Source organism: Acidobacteriota bacterium (assembly GCA_016715115.1).
Classification (GTDB): Bacteria; Acidobacteriota; Blastocatellia; order Pyrinomonadales; family Pyrinomonadaceae; genus JAFDVJ01.
Window position 1 is genome coordinate 705,102 of the sequence record JADKBM010000004.1, and the last position, 16,761, is coordinate 721,862.

General features: G+C 55.7%; 15 protein-coding genes. 6 read left to right on the forward strand and 9 right to left on the reverse strand.

The window, feature by feature from the left end; genetic code table 11:
* Nucleotides 1-53: 53 nt before the first annotated feature.
* From IPN69_05340 to thiO, 6 genes are all read right to left on the reverse strand, one after another.
* The gene (locus IPN69_05340; protein MBK8810141.1) at nt 54-1,433 is read right to left on the reverse strand and encodes an SUMF1/EgtB/PvdO family nonheme iron enzyme; all 1,380 of its coding nucleotides are present in this window, start codon (nt 1,431-1,433) and stop codon (nt 54-56) included.
* A 45-nt stretch (nt 1,434-1,478) separates the two neighbouring features.
* Complete coding sequence (locus IPN69_05345) at nt 1,479-2,846, reverse strand: pyridoxal-phosphate dependent enzyme (protein MBK8810142.1); 1,368 nt, start codon at nt 2,844-2,846, stop codon at nt 1,479-1,481.
* A gap of 250 nt (nt 2,847-3,096) precedes the next feature.
* Nucleotides 3,097-3,882, reverse strand: coding sequence for a glycerophosphodiester phosphodiesterase (locus tag IPN69_05350; GenBank protein MBK8810143.1), 786 nt, complete (start codon nt 3,880-3,882; stop codon nt 3,097-3,099).
* Between the two features lie 39 nt (nt 3,883-3,921).
* Nucleotides 3,922-4,551: a class I SAM-dependent methyltransferase gene (locus IPN69_05355; protein ID MBK8810144.1), complete on the reverse strand. Its 630-nt coding sequence runs from the start codon at nt 4,549-4,551 to the stop codon at nt 3,922-3,924.
* A gap of 25 nt (nt 4,552-4,576) precedes the next feature.
* Complete coding sequence (locus tag IPN69_05360) at nt 4,577-5,977, reverse strand: TlpA family protein disulfide reductase (GenBank protein ID MBK8810145.1); 1,401 nt, start codon at nt 5,975-5,977, stop codon at nt 4,577-4,579.
* Between the two features lie 40 nt (nt 5,978-6,017).
* Nucleotides 6,018-7,124 carry a glycine oxidase ThiO gene (gene thiO, locus IPN69_05365; protein MBK8810146.1) on the reverse strand — a complete coding sequence of 369 codons (1,107 nt, stop codon included), beginning with the start codon at nt 7,122-7,124 and terminating at the stop codon, nt 6,018-6,020.
* A gap of 118 nt (nt 7,125-7,242) precedes the next feature.
* On the opposite strand from thiO, the gene IPN69_05370 reads away from it, so the two are divergent.
* From IPN69_05370 to IPN69_05380, 3 genes are all read left to right on the forward strand, one after another.
* Nucleotides 7,243-8,250: an isocitrate dehydrogenase (NAD(+)) gene (locus IPN69_05370; GenBank protein ID MBK8810147.1), complete on the forward strand. Its 1,008-nt coding sequence runs from the start codon at nt 7,243-7,245 to the stop codon at nt 8,248-8,250.
* A gap of 123 nt (nt 8,251-8,373) precedes the next feature.
* A complete protein-coding gene (locus IPN69_05375) occupies nt 8,374-8,991 on the forward strand; it encodes a pyridoxamine 5'-phosphate oxidase family protein (GenBank protein ID MBK8810148.1) in 618 nt (205 codons plus the stop codon).
* 63 nt (nt 8,992-9,054) lie between these two features.
* Nucleotides 9,055-9,447 carry a hypothetical protein gene (locus tag IPN69_05380; GenBank protein ID MBK8810149.1) on the forward strand — a complete coding sequence of 131 codons (393 nt, stop codon included), beginning with the start codon at nt 9,055-9,057 and terminating at the stop codon, nt 9,445-9,447.
* Between the two features lie 334 nt (nt 9,448-9,781).
* Here IPN69_05380 and IPN69_05385 read toward each other — a convergent pair whose 3' ends face one another.
* Nucleotides 9,782-11,872 carry a FecR domain-containing protein gene (locus tag IPN69_05385; GenBank protein ID MBK8810150.1) on the reverse strand — a complete coding sequence of 697 codons (2,091 nt, stop codon included), beginning with the start codon at nt 11,870-11,872 and terminating at the stop codon, nt 9,782-9,784.
* 205 nt (nt 11,873-12,077) lie between these two features.
* Here IPN69_05385 and IPN69_05390 point away from each other — a divergent pair, with 205 nt between their 5' ends.
* On the forward strand, nt 12,078-13,544 hold the full coding sequence (locus IPN69_05390; protein MBK8810151.1) for a magnesium chelatase: 1,467 nt from the start codon (nt 12,078-12,080) through the stop codon (nt 13,542-13,544).
* Between the two features lie 278 nt (nt 13,545-13,822).
* The gene (locus tag IPN69_05395) at nt 13,823-14,257 is read left to right on the forward strand and encodes a hypothetical protein (protein ID MBK8810152.1); all 435 of its coding nucleotides are present in this window, start codon (nt 13,823-13,825) and stop codon (nt 14,255-14,257) included.
* Here IPN69_05395 and IPN69_05400 read toward each other — a convergent pair.
* Complete coding sequence (locus tag IPN69_05400) at nt 14,242-14,889, reverse strand: DUF1287 domain-containing protein (GenBank protein ID MBK8810153.1); 648 nt, start codon at nt 14,887-14,889, stop codon at nt 14,242-14,244. The two genes, IPN69_05395 and IPN69_05400, sit on opposite strands and share 16 nt — an antisense overlap.
* Before the next feature lie 237 nt (nt 14,890-15,126).
* Between IPN69_05400 and IPN69_05405 the strand changes: the two genes are divergently transcribed.
* On the forward strand, nt 15,127-16,005 hold the full coding sequence (locus IPN69_05405; GenBank protein ID MBK8810154.1) for a zinc metalloprotease: 879 nt from the start codon (nt 15,127-15,129) through the stop codon (nt 16,003-16,005).
* Nucleotides 16,006-16,041: 36 nt separating this feature from the next.
* On the opposite strand, the gene IPN69_05410 is transcribed toward IPN69_05405, so the two are convergent.
* A complete protein-coding gene (locus tag IPN69_05410) occupies nt 16,042-16,719 on the reverse strand; it encodes a hypothetical protein (GenBank protein ID MBK8810155.1) in 678 nt (225 codons plus the stop codon).
* Nucleotides 16,720-16,761: the final 42 nt, after the last annotated feature.

Genomic DNA, 16,761 nt, shown 5'->3' on the forward strand with positions numbered 1-16,761 from the left:
CTTATCAACCAACGATGCCGAGACGCGACCCGCCGCGATATTTGCCTAAGACTTTATTTCAATACGTCGCGCAACCGCGGATCGTTTGCCGAGACCGCGCAGCGAAAGCCGATGTAACTCGCCGTGTCTTGGTCCGGAACGAAGCCGGGAAGCACGTAGATCCGCTTTGTGGTTTTGAGGATATCGATCGTTTTTGATCCAAAATAACCGCCGCGAACGACCCGGTTCGTTTCGCCGAAATTCGCATTCGAAGATTTGTTGTCCGGATATGGCTGAAAATAGTCGTCGACCCATTCGAAAGCATTTCCGGCCATATCGTGAACTCCGTACGGACTTGCTCCGGTCGGGAATTTTCCGACATCCGACGGTGAACCGATGCCGAACGCCGCTTTGGACGAAGAAGCGTCGCTACCCCAAGGGTAATCGAGCTTTGCCTTTTTCGAGTCGTCCCACGAGGCGGCCTTTTCCCACTCCTTTTCCGTCGGAAGCCGTTTACCGGCCCATTCCGCAAAAGCGCGCGCATCGTTGAACGAGACGCCGAGAACCGGCGCATTCGGGCGATCTGTAAAATAGTTTTTATCCCAGTACTGACTGACCGGATACGGTCGGCTCGTCGCATCGCAAAACTCTTTGTACTGCGCGTTCGTCACCTCGAACTTGTCGATGTAAAAGGCTTCCACGCTGGTTTTGTGAGCCGGCTTCGCTTCCTCGCCGTCGGTGTCGCTGCCGAATGTGAACTCGCCCGCGTTGACGAGAAGCATCTCGCCCTTGTATGAAATGGTCGGCGGATAACTCGTCGTTGCGGCGCTCGGAGTCGGCGCCGGCGCCGTGTTCGACTTTGATTCCGTAACGGGCAGGGGCTTGTTCGCCGAGACGCTCTTAATTTCAGAGCTTTGACTGAACCAAAGCAAATAGATGCCTATCAACGCGGCCGCGGCAACCAGAAGAAGGACAAGAACTCCCGCCAACAGAAAGATCCACTTCGCGTTTCCGCTTTTTTGCGCGGGTCGGACTGTCTGCGTCTCAACCGCCGGCTGCGGATCTTCCGCGACCGGCGTTCGTCCGGGCGAGCCATAACCTTCGCTGAAATCGTTTTCTTCGACCTCGGGATCGTGTCGGGCGAAATTCGGAGTTTCGCCAGCCGAGATACGAAACACCGGATCGGGCATCTGCCAATCAGTCTTCTTTTCCTCGGTGGTGATCCGCGAATCGACCGCGCCCCAATCGTCCTTGCCTGCGTTCAGGGGGGCGAGGTTGATGTTCGGCTGTGTGTGACCGAAATCGTCCGGCGCGCCGGCGTCCATCTCCCAGTCACCGCCGGGAGAAGGTTCGCTCTTCTTTTCGGTCCCATCGATAACTTTTCGGGCCTCATCGTCGAGCCGCTGATTCGGCATCGTAATTCCCCAGTCGTCGTTTTTGTTATCTTCGCTCATTGGTTCTCCATTTAGCCGGTGTTCGTCCTCGAAGTTTGATCACGTTCACTTAAGCAGATCCAGGACATCCGACCGCGTAATGATCCCGATGATCCGGCCGAAATTCTCGATCAATACCGCCGGCGACTTTTGCAGCTTGCGTTTGATCTCGTCGGCGCCCGTGTCAACGTCGACGATCGGAAAACTCTTGTCCATCACATCCGAAACCTGACCTTCGAGAAGATCGCGGTTCTGAATCAGCTTTTGCAGAATCTGGCTCTCGCGAAGACTGCCGACCGAAGCGTTATTCGCCAAAACCGGAATCTGAGTCACGCCGGTGCGGTTCATCAGGTCGAGCGCGCCGGCGATCGATTCTTCCGGTCCGACAAAGATCAACTCGCCCGGCGCTCCCAAGTTCTTCGTCTCGTTGATCAGCCCCGCAGTGATCTTCTGCGGTTCAAGCAACAGTTTTTCCTTCATCCACTCGTCCGAATGGTGTTTCGTCAGATAATGCTCACCGGTGTCGCAGACAATGAACACGACGACCGCGTTCTCATCGAGATCCTTCGCCACTTTCAGCGTGCCGGCAAAGATCGTTCCGGCCGACCCGCCGCAGAATATCCCTTCCTGACGGCCGAGTTGGCGCGAGTATTCGAACGAATCCCGGTCGGTGACGTTGATGATCTCATCGATGATCTTGACGTCCGCGTTTCCGACCGGAATGTTCTGGCCGATCCCTTCGACGAGGTAAGGCGTCGCTTCCGGAACGTGACCCGTTTCCTTGTAGGTTTTGAAAATCGAACCGTACGGATCGGCACCGATCACCTTGATGTCCGGATTCATCTCCTTCAGATATCGAGCCGTGCCGGTGATCGTTCCGCCGGTGCCGATCGAAGCCACGAAATGCGTGATCTTACCCTCAGTGTCGCGCCAGATCTCCGGCCCGGTCGTTCGATAATGCGCCAGCGGATTTGCCGGATGATTGTACTGGTCGGGATAAAACGAGTTCGGCGTTTCGTCGGCGATGCGTTTGGCGGTTGAAACGTAATGATCGGGCGTTCCGTATTTCGCCGCCGCCGAACAGATTACGACGTCCGCTCCGAGCGCTTTTAGATATCTGCGCTTCTCGACCGAAACCTTGTCCGTCATAACGAAGATGCAACGGTACCCGCGAACAGCGGCGACGAGCGCCATTCCGATTCCGGTGTTGCCCGAGGTCGCCTCGATCAACGTTCCGCCGGGCTTGAGGATTCCTTTCGATTCGGCGTCGTCGATCATCGAAACGCCGATGCGGTCCTTGACCGAATACCCCGGATTAAGCGATTCCATTTTCGCGTAAACCTGCGCCTTGATGCCGTGCTGCCTGGTGATATTGTTGATCTTAACTAACGGCGTGTTGCCGATAATATCCAAGACGCTGTTATAAACTTTCATTCTTAAATGGATTGCCTTCTGAAAAAGATGTTATGACACGATGATTTTAGCCTTAGTTTCACGCTCAGCAAAATTGAAACTCGGAAAAAAGCCGCGCAGAAACGGGCGTGAATTCGAAAGAACGCCAGTCCGGGCGATCCCGACGCGATCTTTCGTGCGAAGACGAACCATAGAGCTCAGATCTGAGATGTTCAAGTGAACGCCGAGGTCTTCGCCACGAACGAGACAACCACGGCGATCGCTCGATGATTCAGAGTTTCCCGCGCTTCGCAAGCAGTGTCGCGGGGTCGTTCGTGATCACCGCAAATAGCCCGAGATCGAGCGCGCGCTTCACCCAGCGCGGATTGTCTGCGGTCCAAATCGTCACCGGCATTCCCCGTTTTTCGGCTTTTTCGACGAGTTTGCGGGTCGCGAGCGAAAAATGGACGGAAAGCATATCTGCGCCGAGATCATCGGCGACTCCAACGAGCCGTTTTTCCTTGCGGAGAATCGTCATTATCTTCGGTGCGAAGAGCGCGGCGGTCCGGACTTCGGGACAGAGCCGCTTCACTTCCGGAATGACATCGAGTTGAAAGCTTTTGACGATCATCTGCGAACGCAGCGGAGAGTCGCGAATGATGTCGCAAACCGCCCGCGAAAGCGTTTTGACATCCGACTCGCGTGATTTGAGTTCGACGTAGATCACCCCGCGGTACGCGGCGAACAGTTCGAGCGTTTCGCGTAGCGTCGGAACGGTCTCGGACGCGAACTCAGGCCGTGCGAGCCACGGGAACCGTTGGTTGAACCACGACCCGATGTCGGTCCGACCAAGTTCGGCGCTCGATTTCTGAGCGACGGAACCCGGCTGTTGACCGATGCGGAGCAGCGTTGCGTCGTGAAAAACGACAATGTCATCCTTCGCCAACCTGACATCGAACTCGATTCCTTCGGCGCCATCGGCGATCGCCCGCCGGAATGCAGCGCGCGTGTTCTCCGGCGCGAGCGCTGACGATCCGCGATGCGCGACGATCAGGGGACTTGTTGGTCTCGATTTCATAGGTTCCGAGTTCCACCGCCCGAAAGCGGAACGCACAACTCACCGCTTCTCCAGCAAAAAGATCGTCTTCGACCAACCGATCGGGTCCGTGAACGGGAAATCGTGATTCCCAACGAAGTTGAAGTAACGCTCGGAGACATCGCGAACTTCGTCCGGCGGATGCGTTTTGAATTTGTAAAGGAGCTCGAGGACGGATCCGACGAGTGACGGTTTGACCGGAATGAAAACGAGCTTCGCGCCGGGTTTCATAACCCGCGCGAATTCCCGAAGGCCTTCGTCAAGCGGGACATATTCGAGCACTCCGCAGGAGAGCAGAAGATCGAAGGTGTTGTCCGCAAAGGGCATCGCCAGTACGTTGCCGCGAACCGGAGAGATATCCTTGCCTTTTGTGCGCTTGTCTTTGCGAAACTGATCGCGCGAAACACTCAACAGATTGAACGACAGATCGAAGGCGACCGTCTGTTTCGGCTTGAGCCCGGCGCCGTAAAAACCGGACGTGACAATTCCGGTTCCACTGCCGGCGTCGAGAACTCGAGAGTTTTCGTCGATCTCAAGTTCGAGAGAACGCAGGTACTTGGCGACCGAGCGCGTGTAGCCGTTGAGTTTCATCGCCAGATTGTGAACGTCGGCGATGCGGTCGTAGAAGTTTTCCGTTTTTGATTTAGCCATCGCGTTTGAGAACCGATCAGGAGAGCTACTTTTCCGCGAGCAGTCTCCGAACCGTTTTTTCCAGGTCTTCTTCCTTTCCGGCGCCGGTCTCGATGTATCGGATCACACCCTTGCGGTCGATCACGACAGTCGTCGGCAGCGATAACGCATCGTAGTTGACCTGATTCGTTATGTCACGGCTGAGGACGAAATCATACGACAGTTTTTCCTTCTTCTTAAACTCGGTTAGGAACTCGATCTCAAGCGCTTCGGTGACCGGTTCGCCTTCGGCCTGACCGTAAAACCGCGTCAAACCAAGCACGACCAGTCCGTCTTTGGCGAGCGTGTCGTGCCATTCGGTAAGAAGCGGAAACGCGCGGTAGCAAGGCCCGCACCAAGTCGCCCAAAAATCGAGCAGAATCACCTTTCCGCGAAGATCGGCCAGGGTTTTCGTTTCCGACGGCAAAAACTGAGCGACGTTCACGAGTTCCGGCGCTGTCTCTCCAAGCAGCGTATATTGCTTCACCCTTCGTGCGAGACGTCGCTGGATATCTTCCTGCCACGCCTTGGACTTGAAGTCCGTGCGCGCCTCGGTTATCGCCTTTTGAAAATAGCCGAGCGCTTGCGGCTTTCGTTTGGTTTCAGTGAGGAGCGCGACCATTTTGTCGACCGCATAGTAATAGATGGATGTCGATTCAACGAAGACCGCCGTCTTGCGAAGTTCGTCGAGCGACCCTTCGGCCTTTGCAACCTCGCCCGCATCACGATAGATCTCGAAAACCATCGAACCGAAATCGAGAAGTTCCTGGAGCGCCAATGCACGTGACGAACGCGTCTGAAAATTCGCTTTGACGGCGCGATAAGCCTCTTCCGCGTGCGCTGCCGCCTTGGTCCATTCGGCGCGGTCACGATAACTTTGGGCAAGTTCGGATTCCATTTTGATCCGCTCGCTCAGATTTACGGGACCGGCTTCAAGATAAGCTCCAAGAGTTTTTTCGGCGTCTTCGAAGTTGCGCCTCCGGGCGGCGATGACGACAAGCACGTGGCGCGCCGTCTGGAGTTTCACCGCCTCCGGGGTTTCGATCGCCATAAACCGGCGAAGCGCTTCTTCGGACGCGTCGGAGTTTCGCGCCAGCCAATGAAGCATCCCGAGAAAGAACCGGTCCGCCGGACTGAGGTCCTTGCGGGCCTCAAGAATCGCGGCGTTCTTGGCGGCGAGTTGCTTCTGTTCGGCCAGCATCGAACGATGGAGCGCCTCGCTGTACGGAAGCTTCTTCGATTCAAATTCGGCCAGCTTTCGCTTTTCGTATGTCGCCGCTTCTTCGTAGAGCTTTTCGGCGGTGACGTCCGCGGACGGAGCGACTTGAGCAGGATTGGTCGGCGCAGTTCTGCCGGACTGGCCCAGAACGGCGAGCGATAAGATCAGGATCAGAACCGATTCGCGCATCAACATAAACCTCTTACCTCAGATATAAATCCGCAAACACTCAGAACCGGTTCGGCCCAAAGCCTTTGAGAAGTTCGGGAACGCCGTTCCCGACGATCATCTCGGCCGTCAGCTGCGCCGTCAGCGGTGCAAGCAGTATTCCGTTGCGGTAATGGGCCGTCGCGATGAACAAATTCTCCACTTGTGGAAAAGTCCCGATGAGCGGCAATCCGTCGGTCGTTCTTGGTCGCAACCCGGAACACCGCTCGGCGATCGGCAAGCCGGATAGCGCGGGCGAGATCTCAAATGCGTTCGTCGCCACGAAGTCGATCCCGGCCGGCGTCATTTCGTTCGCATAACCGACCTCCTCGACCGTCGCGCCCGCCAGAATTCGTCCGTCGGCGCGCGGCACGATGTAACCGCGCGGGCTGTAAACAACGTGCGAGAAAAGCCGTTTGGCGGTCTGGAACGCGAGAATCTGGCCACGCACGGGCCGAACCGTTGGGATTTCGATGCCTTCGACGCCGATCAGAGATGTCCACGCTCCGGCGGCAAGAACAACTCGCTGCGAATAGATCTTTCCAACCGGCGTTTCGACGCCGATCGCGCGCCCGTTCTTGACGATCAACCGGTCGACCCGGCGGTTCTCTTCGACCACCAGGCCGTTGCGCGCCGCGGATCGCTCGAGCGCCGCCAGAAGCCGACGATTTTCAACCTGCCAATCGTCGGGAAATAGCAGGCTCTCACGCACGTCAGGCGAGACAAAGGGTTCAAGTTTGCAAGTTTCTCTCGCCGACAGACGCTCCACCTGCAGTCCCGCGCGCCGCTGCCATTCGTAGCGGTGCGAGAGCTCGCGAATATCGGAATCGTTGAATGCGAGATAGATCGTGCCGGCACGGTCGAGTTCGATGTCGATTCCGGTTTCGGCCTGGATATCGGCCGCGAAATCGGGATAGACATCCCGTGCGGCACGACAGAGATCGAAGAACTCGCCGGTTTCGTCGGTTTCAGCCTGCACCGCGAGCATTCCGGCGGCCGCAAACGATGCCTCTCGCCCGGCCTTTCCACTGTCAAGGATCGTGATCCGCGTCAAACCGCGCCGATGAAGTTCGCGAGCGATCGCGAGGCCGATTACGCCGGCTCCGATGATCACTGCTTCCTGACTCAATTCCCGCACCATAAGCGGTTGATTTTAGCATCTTGAAGCGGGTGACCGCATTTAGCCGTTTAGAAATTTTGCTATATCATTTAGTGACAAACATTCATCCTTGAACGGAAAATAACAAATGGCAAAACACACAATTACATTAATCCCGGGCGACGGAATCGGACCTGAGATCATCGCGGCGACCGTCAGGACCATCGAAGCGACCGGAGTCGATATCGCGTGGGAAACGCAGATCATCGGCGCGCAGGCGCTCGAAAAGTTCGGGACGACAATTCCCGAGACGACGATCGAATCGATCAGGCGCAACAAGGTCGCACTCAAAGGCCCGCTGACAACCCCGATCGGCAAGGGATTCACGTCCGTCAACGTCGGACTGCGCAAGGCGCTCGACCTTTACGCGAACGTCCGGCCGATCAAAGCGCTGCCGAACGTTCCGTGCCGGTATCCGGAGCTCGATCTTGTGATCGTTCGCGAAAACACCGAGAGCCTCTACGCCGGACTGGAACATATCGTCGTTCCGGGCGTCGTCGAATCGCTCAAGATTATCACCGAGAAAGCATCGACGCGGATCGCGCGCTATGCGTTCGAATACACGCGTCTTCGCGGCCGCAAGAAGGTCACGGCGATGCACAAAGCGAACATTATGAAGCTTTCGGACGGGCTTTTCCTCGAGTGCTTCTACAACGTCGCGAAGGAATTTCCGGATATCGAGGCCGACGACAAGATCATCGACAACGCGTGTATGCAGCTTGTGATGCGACCGGAGCAGTTTGACGTGATGGTGCTCGAGAACCTTTACGGTGATATCGTCTCGGATCTCTGCGCCGGCCTGATCGGCGGACTCGGACTCGCGCCTGGAGCGAACATCGGAGAACTCGGCGCGGTGTTCGAAGCGGTCCACGGTTCGGCGCCGGACATCGCCGGCCAGGGAATTGCGAATCCGACCGCGATTATGATGTCGGCGTTTATGATGTTGCGGCACATCGGCGAGTTCGACGCTGCCGACCGCGCCGAAAAGGCGATGATGGACGTCTTTGCTGAGGGTGAATTTCGCACGAAGGATTTGGGCGGAACGTCTTCGACAGCCGATTTTGCGAGTGCGATCATCGCAAAGATCAAAGAATAGGTTGGAGTTCGGAATTGGGATTTCGGATTTGGGATTTGCCGAAACGCAATCGGTTCGAAGTCGGGCTGAATTCACTGAAGACCAGGAAAATCCGAAATCCCCAATCCGAAATCCCAAATCGCTATGACTGAGTCGAACATCTGGATCAAACGCATTTCACACGGCGAGATACTGAAGCTCGTCTGGAAGAATCTCGATCTCGGAACGCTTGACCGCCATCATCCATTTCATCTCGGCGTCTTCGCGACAATCGACGACGGGGAGCCGCGAACGCGAACGGTGGTGCTGAGGCGTTTTTGGCGGAAACCGCGCGCACTCGCATTCCACACTCACGCGGGCGCGCCGAAGGTCCTTCAAATCCTTGCGAATCCGAAGGTTTCGTGGCTTTTCTACAATCCGGCCGACGGGTTGCAGGTTCGAATCCGCGGCACCGCCGAAATCATCACCGACGGCGCACTTCACGAAGAGCAATGGCTCGCGACCGAATTGCTGTCGCGCCGATGTTATGTCGGTGAAACTCCGTCGCAGGTGAGCAAGAAACCGACATCCGGACTGCCCGAGTCGCTCGTGGACCGCAAGCCGACCCGTGAGGAAAGCGAACTCGGAAAATACAATTTCGTTGTTGTCCGATCGACCATCGACGAGGTCGATTGTATGGAACTTGATGTCAAGGGCAATCGCCGTTCGTTGTTTCGCTGGAACTCGGCAGGGGAAATCGAGTCGAAATGGCTGACGCCGTAAATCGATAACAACTCTTTTTACCGCAATGGCCTCAAATGCGCGGAAGGGTCGTGAGGTAAAATTATGAAGACGATTATTTTTCTGCTTGCGGCGCTTCTTTTTGTCGGCGTTCAAACATCATCGGCACAATCTTCGACCGAGTTGTCGGTCAAGTTCGGAAAACATAAAAGGGACGCCAAAAGCAAACTGTCGGTGAAATTTCTCGCGGTGGTTGAGGATTCACGCTGTCCCGAAGGGGTGAACTGCGTTTGGGCCGGAAACGCGAGGGTCGATCTTAAAGTTCGAAGATCAAACGGCGCCTGGAAAGCCGTCGAACTCAACACCGGAATGGGCGCTCAATCGGTAACGTTCGAAGGCTATGAATTGAAGCTCAACTCGTTGACCCCGTCGCCAAAGGCCGGAGTTCCGATGGATCGCCGCCGCTACGTCATCAAAGTTTCGATCAAAAAGCTTTGAACCAATTCGAATTCGGGGGGCTGAAAAACGCGCGAAGTTCTGCCCGACGAACCCGGCAGGCGACGCGGATCTATTTGCGGTCCTCGCGGGACCTCACGCAGAGTTCGCGGGTTCGCAGCGCAACGATTACTGGTTTTTGGTGTTGATCACTCTGTCTTCGCAGATGTTTTCTGATCGGAGGCATCTACTTGATCTCATCCCTGTTCATCATTGGGTAAAAAGCGGTGGTTTTTCATACCTCCCGATTCCAAGGATTCCAGGAGCCTGAAAGATCGATTTGAAAGGGCCGGGAACCGAATATCGGCCCCGGCCCTTTTGCTTACCTAACCTCAGATCAACGCCGGTTGTCCTTTTCGGATTTATCCGGATTCTGTTTCGGAGAAGGCTTCTGCTCCGGCTTCGGCTCGCTTTTCGGCTCGATCCGCGGTTGCGGCCGAGGTTCCTCACGCGGCTTCGGTTGCGGTTGTTGCCGAGGTTCCTCACGCGGCTTCGGTTGCGGTTGTTGCCGAGGTTCCTCACGAGGCTTTTCGTTGCGCTGTTGCTGCGGGAAAGTCGGACGTTCGCGCCGTTCCTCCTGTTTTGGCTGCGGCGGCACGTAGATCGGCGGACTCTGTTTCTCTTCACGCTGACGCTCGCGCTGAACCGGTTTCTGGTCCTGCGTGCCGTCATCGTCACGTTTTCCGCCCCCGGTCGTGCGAACCGGTCCCGGATTGAAAACCGGAGGCTGTTTCGTTTCGTTGTCTTCCTGCTTCGGCAACGGCCGATTTACCGCGCCGGTCTTGCGGGTTTCGCTGTTCGGATTGACTATGATCCCGCCACCGGTTTCGTTTGGTTCCGTTTTCGGCGTTACCGGAATCCGGTTTCCAAAGATCCGCTGCTTGCGCAGGTCTTCGTCCATCGAAGCGCCCGGTTTGCGTTCCATCGCGCCCGTTTTCACCTTGTCGGTAGCCGGCTCGCGCGGATTTTCGATCAGGATCTCCTTGCTGATCTTTCGGTCGAGATCCTTATAATCCGGAAGGATCGGCGGCGTTTGATTGTCGTCCGGAACCTTTGAAAGAATCGTCTTTCCGGTCTCAAACGGAGGCGTTTTGTAACCGCCCGTCCGCCGCCCGAATTCCTTCGAATCGACCGAAACGACCGCCCCGGGAGGAATCCGTTGCAAAGGCGGCGTCTGCAGGCGCGCCAGTCTGTCTTCACGCGTCTCGTTCGTAACCGGTTGATTGTTCGGCGTCGGGTTCGGCGTCGGGTTCACGACCACCGTCGTGTTGTTGTTGATGATCGTCGTGTTGTTGTAGATGCGGACGTTACCGCGGTTACGCCGATAGTAGTAACTGTTGTAATCGTAATAGCTGTCGTAATAGGACAGAGGATACCAGCAGACCGAACCGTTCCAGGTCACGATCGAGACCATCGCCGGCCGCCACCAACTCCGTCGCCAGCGGGAATTCGCATACGGCGACCAGTGCCAGTAACCGTCGTCCCAAATCCAGCGTCCGTGGTGATAGGTTGCCCAACCCCAGGGTTCGTCGTTGACCCAGGTCCAACCGTAAAACGACACCCATCGCCAATGGCCGTAGCGGTACGGTGACCAGTCGGTGTAACCCGACGTCGCACTCCGGAAAGGACGCCAGACGTAACCATATTTGCGGGTGTAGATCCACTCGCCGTACTCGTTCAGGTCCTCGGCACCGTAGATGTCGCGGTCGTAGTACTTGTCGTAGTAAGAATCGCGAAGCCGTTTGGCGACGGCCGATTCCCGCTCCATAACCCACGTGTCGAAATCGTCCGCATAGCGCGAAGCATCTCCGGTTTCCCATTCGCCGGCAAAATTACCGCTAAGGAAAAGCTTCGCGGAACGACCGTTCTTCAACGTGAAACCTGAATTCTGGGAATAGACGCGCGCTTCGCCGCCTTGCGTCACGGCGACGCGTATCTCGTTGCCGCGTGTGTCGCCCGCGTCGATGCGGTACATCCCGGCGCGTTCGACCGAAACCGTCGTGCTCGGGGCGTCGATCTCGTAATAGTTCCTTTCTTTGTCGAAGTTCAGGACGCGCAGACTCATCGTTCCCTGCGGCAGGCTCAAAGCGACGCCTTCGTCGCGCAACGTTGTGATCTTCAAGGTCGCGTATTCCGATAATCGAAGATAACTGTCTTTGTCGAACTGGATCTCGATCCTCGAATCGGCGCCGGTCGTCAGTTCATCGCCCTCAACGATCGGCAGGTTAAGGGTCGCCTTTTCCCAGGCTTGGTTCTCGCCGCTGCGTCGGATCTGAACATCGCCGCGAATCACGCTGATACGAACGACGCGCGCCGTGACTTCGGGCGTGTAGTCGTCATAAACGACACCGGATGCGTTTTGATTCAATAGCAGAATCAGGGGCAACAGAAAAATGGTTACCCAAAGAAATGGTCGGGGTGAACGCATAAAATTACTCCTCAAGTTTCGTTTCAATCTTCGGGAAGTTGGGTGTAAAACGCTCAACTTTTACTAATTTCAAACGCAAGTAGTATTCCTCACTTCATTTGCCCGTTTTTTCGCGGGTCAGGTTTTCCGCTTCCAACCATTTCGTGCAAGAAACACAACGGTGCGCTACGATATAGTGTATTCAAGCGAGGAATCCTTAAAAACGATGAGACCTGCCACACTCGGCGAACTGAAAGCGACCGGCTACGAGCCGCGTTCCGTCAAAGATGAGATGCGCGCGAATCTGATCGCGAAACTGCGTTCGGGCGAGCGCCTTTTTCCGGGAGTTGTCGGCTATGACGAGTCGGTGATTCCCCAGTTGATCAACGCCGTTCTTTCAAAGCATAACTTCATTCTCCTCGGAACGCGCGGACAAGCGAAGAGCCGGATCATTCGCCAACTTACCGATCTGCTCGATGAAGATATGCCGATCATCGCGGGTTCCGAGATCAACGACAATCCGTTTCAACCGCTTTCCGCATACGGCCGCCATCAGGTCGATTTCCACGGCGACGAAACGAAGATCGATTGGGTGAAGCGCGAAAACCGTTTTGTCGAAAAACTCGCGACGCCCGATGTGACGATCGCCGATATCATCGGCGATGTCGATCCGATCAAGGCCGCGAAGGGCGGCCATCTTCTGTCGGACGAGCTGACGATCCATTTCGGCTTGTTGCCGCGCGCGAATCGCGGCATTTTCGCGATCAACGAACTTCCCGACCTCGCCGGCAAGATTCAGGTCGGATTGTTCAACATAATGCAGGAGGGCGACGTCCAGATCAAAGGATATCCGGTTCGTTTGCCGCTCGACGTGCTGCTCGTTTTTTCGGCAAATCCGGAAGACTACACGGCGCGCGGCAAGATCATTACGCCACTCAAGGACCGTATCGGCGCCGAGATCCAAACTCATTACCCGTCAAATGTCGGACTCGGCGCGGCGATCACGCGGCAGGAGGCCTGGGTCGATCGCGGTCTCGACGATTCGCGGATCGTGATCCCGGACTTCATCGCCGAGACGATCGAGCAGATCGCGTTCGAAGCGCGCGACGACCAACGGATCGACAAGCGGTCGGGCGTTTCGCAGCGATTTCCGATCTCGGCCCTCGAATCGGCGGTTTCGAATGCCGAGCGGCGTTCGCTGATCACGGGCGAGCCGGACATCGTTCCGAGAATCTCCGATGTTTACGCTGCCCTCCCGTCGATGACCGGCAAGATCGAGCTTGAATATGAAGGCGAGCAACTCGGCGCCGCAAGACTTGCACGCGACCTGATCAAGCGCGCCGCCGGCGTGATCTTCGAAGGCTTTTTTCTCGGGATCGACTTCGAACCGACCGTGCAGTGGTTCGATTCGGGTAATAAACTTCTGCTATCCGACACGGCGAGCGCCGATGAATGCGTGATGTTGCTTGAGAGCGTGCCGGAGTTGATCGATTCGACGCTTGTCCCGCTCGAATTCGGCCGGGATGAGAAAGCCAGGCTCGTCGCCGCCTGCGAGTTCGTGCTCGAAGGCCTTTACGCGCAAAACAAGATCTCCCGAAACGAAGAAGGCGGATTCGAGGCCGCGACCAAAGCCAAACGGGACCGCCGCGGAATGATCTACGAGGATTTCACCGACAGCGAGGGCTACAACTAGTCCGGATATTGCAATCTGCGAAGCATTTTCCGCATTTTGCAAAAACTCGAACTTGGTGAAACTTTCGAAGCCGGCAACCAAAGCATCCTCACAATCTGGAATCCGATTCCGGCATTCAAATTCGCGGCTTAAATAATTGGTTTTCGCGTTTTTTGGCGTATTTCGCAGCGTCGGCGTTGTTCCGCGGCCGTTTCTTCCAAACAAAAGCAAAAGATTCCCATTCTTTTGGAACGGATGTTGCTCCGGTAGTTCGCGGAGGAACGGTTATGTACGTAAGAATGGGGTTTTCTCAGAAGGCGGCGCGGGTGTTCGAAATAGCAAGTTTTCTGATGCTCGTCCCGGCGAGTTTCGGATTGCTGCTGGCGGCGATCATCTTCTTCATATCTATCTTGTCCGGAACCCCGGGGCTTTTGCTTTTCGCGATTGTCCCTTTTGCGCTTGCAGGTCTTGGAACACTGCTTTTGATCGGCTATCACAAACACGCGCTGGGAATCCTCGATGACCGAAAGCGCTTGCCGCTCTGGGCCGGAAGTTTCGTTTTCAATCTGATGCCTCTCCTTCCGCTTTTCCACTATATGAGAACGACGCCGAACGCACATCTTTATGACGGCGGCGGCTTTATTTTTGTCCCGGCAATTCTGTGGTGGATCTCGGCAACCATCGTCTCGGTATTCGCTTTCATCTACGACTACAACGATCAGAAATACCGGTAACGGCCGGTGATCTTCCATTCGAACAGACGATCCTCGAGGCGCGTTCCACCGCCGATATTGTGGTAAATGAATGGTCTTCCGGTCGATTCGTCATTCTGATCCGCGATTATCCCGATGTGCGTCATACCTTTGCCGTCGAGGTCCCAGGTCACGATATCGCCGGGTTGATAGTCCGCGGTATCCGCCGTGACCGGCAGCGACTTGCCGAGGCGTGTAAAGAATGTCCGAAGATTCGGAACGCGCCGGTGATCTATATTGGTGTCGGTCGATTTCAGTCCCCATTTTGACGGATACTTGGAAAAGTTCATCGTCATATCCTCGTGAACCTCCTTCTGCAGATCGACACCGACCGCCCGAAACGAACGGATTATGACGTCCGTGCAGGCTCCGGTATTCGCCGGAACGTCGCCGTTCGGATACCCGATCACGAAATACTGCTGCGAGTAGTTCTTGGTGACTTGGGTCTGCTGTCGCGCGCTTTCGAGAAGCCTGCGAATCTCCGGCGAGATGACCTCGCGCGGAACTCCGGGCGTCGAGTTCGCCGCTTCGTTCGACAGCCCGCCGCCGAGTTGAATCGTCGCGCATCCGGCAAACAGAGTGAAGATCAAAGTCAATGGGATCACATACTTCATATTCTTCGATATCATAAGCAGAAAACTCCGACGAATAGAAGCATTTTCACAACAAATGGTTGTTTTGTTATTACTTTAGGTTGACCGAACACGACAAAGTCTGTAATTTACTTTCTACCTACCGGCGGCGGAAGCCGCTTTTCCGTTAACTTGCAAGAATTCAATTCAAAGGAGAGACGTTTGATGATAAATAAGTTTCGAGTTGTGGCGGCAGTCACGTTCAGTTTCGTGTTTGCGATGGTGTTGCTCGCACTCCAGTTTTCGACGAGTGCCGAAAAAGGAAGGACCGATGTTGATGAGGTCAAACAGCCGGTGAACGTGATCGGCCAAAGAGTTTGCGGCACAGATCACAATCCGGCAAAGATCGCCGAGATGGAAAGTGACTTTCGTGCGCGGCGCGACGCGATGGCGAAGAGCGGCATTGATGTTTCCGACGTCACCGGCGGAACGATCAACGTCTATTGGCACGTGATCAACAACGGCAGCGGAACAGCGGGCGATGTTTCAGCAACCGCGATCCAGAATCAGATCAACGTCCTCAACGCCGCTTACGGGAGTTGGGGTTATACCTTCAATCTGGTCTCGACCGACCGAACCACTAATTCGAGCTGGTACACCTGCAGCGGCGGGACCTGCGAAACGCAGATGAAGACGGCGCTCCGCCGAGGCACGGCGAAGGATCTTAATATCTACTCAAACAATATGGGCGGCGGCCTTTTGGGTTGGGCGACATTTCCGTCAAGCTACGCGGGAAATCCGAAGAACGACGGCGTCGTTATTCTCTACTCGAGTCTGCCGGGCGGAACGGCGGCACCTTACAATCTAGGTGACACGGCGACACACGAGGTCGGCCACTGGATGGGCCTGTACCACACTTTCCAAGGCGGTTGTTCGCGTCAGGCGAGCACCGGCGGCGATCTCGTCGCGGATACACCGGCCGAAAAGTCGCCGGCATATGGTTGCCCGACCGGACGAAATAGCTGTACGAACATCGCCGGCAACGACCCGATAACCAACTTTATGGACTACACCGACGACTCTTGTATGTTCCAGTTCACGACGGGTCAGGATACGAGAATGGACAGTCAGTACACGACTTACCGTTACAATAGATAGAGATCTTTCAAAGGTCTGTTAGCGGGCGGAAGGTTCTTACGAGCCTTCCGCCATTTCTTTCAACCACTGCCTGATGTCGGTGCGCATCGGTTCAACGATCTCGTGTTTCGATTCGTAAACCCGGGTCGTGAGATTCGGAACAAACCCTTTTAAGCGCGCCGCGTAAGACTCGTACTTTTCAAGCGGATAAAACTCGTCATCAGTGTTGTAAAGGTAAAGCGTCTCGGCATCGAGACGCTTGAACGAATGGCTCGTCTCAAGATCGTTCGGTACGCCGCCGCAAACCCCGATCACGCCGCGCGGAATATCCGGAAACGTCAACGCAAATCGAAAGTTGAGGGCGCACGCCTGCGAGAAGCCGTAAAGATAGATGGCCTTCGGATCGACCAGTTTTTCGGCAACGAGTTTTTCGATGACGCGCGTCACGAATTCGTGATGAAGCGCAACGGATTCGTCGGATTTGTAGTCGGTCAGCCAACCGAATCCGACGCGATACCCGTTTGCCGTCGGCCGGAAATGCTGATGCGGCGCCTGGATCGAAGCGATCGCAAAACCGTCCGGCGCGACTGACTGAGCCTCGCGCATCATATAGCGTTTGTGGGCCCCGTAACCGTGGACCGCAAGCAAGAGCGGTGCGGGCTTCGACTGGTTCTCAGGTAAGAGCAGATCGTAATAGAGATTGATCTCGGCTTTCAAACTCAGGTCCGTTTGCATACCGAAAGTTTAACTCAAACAGAATAGACAAGATAATGTCGA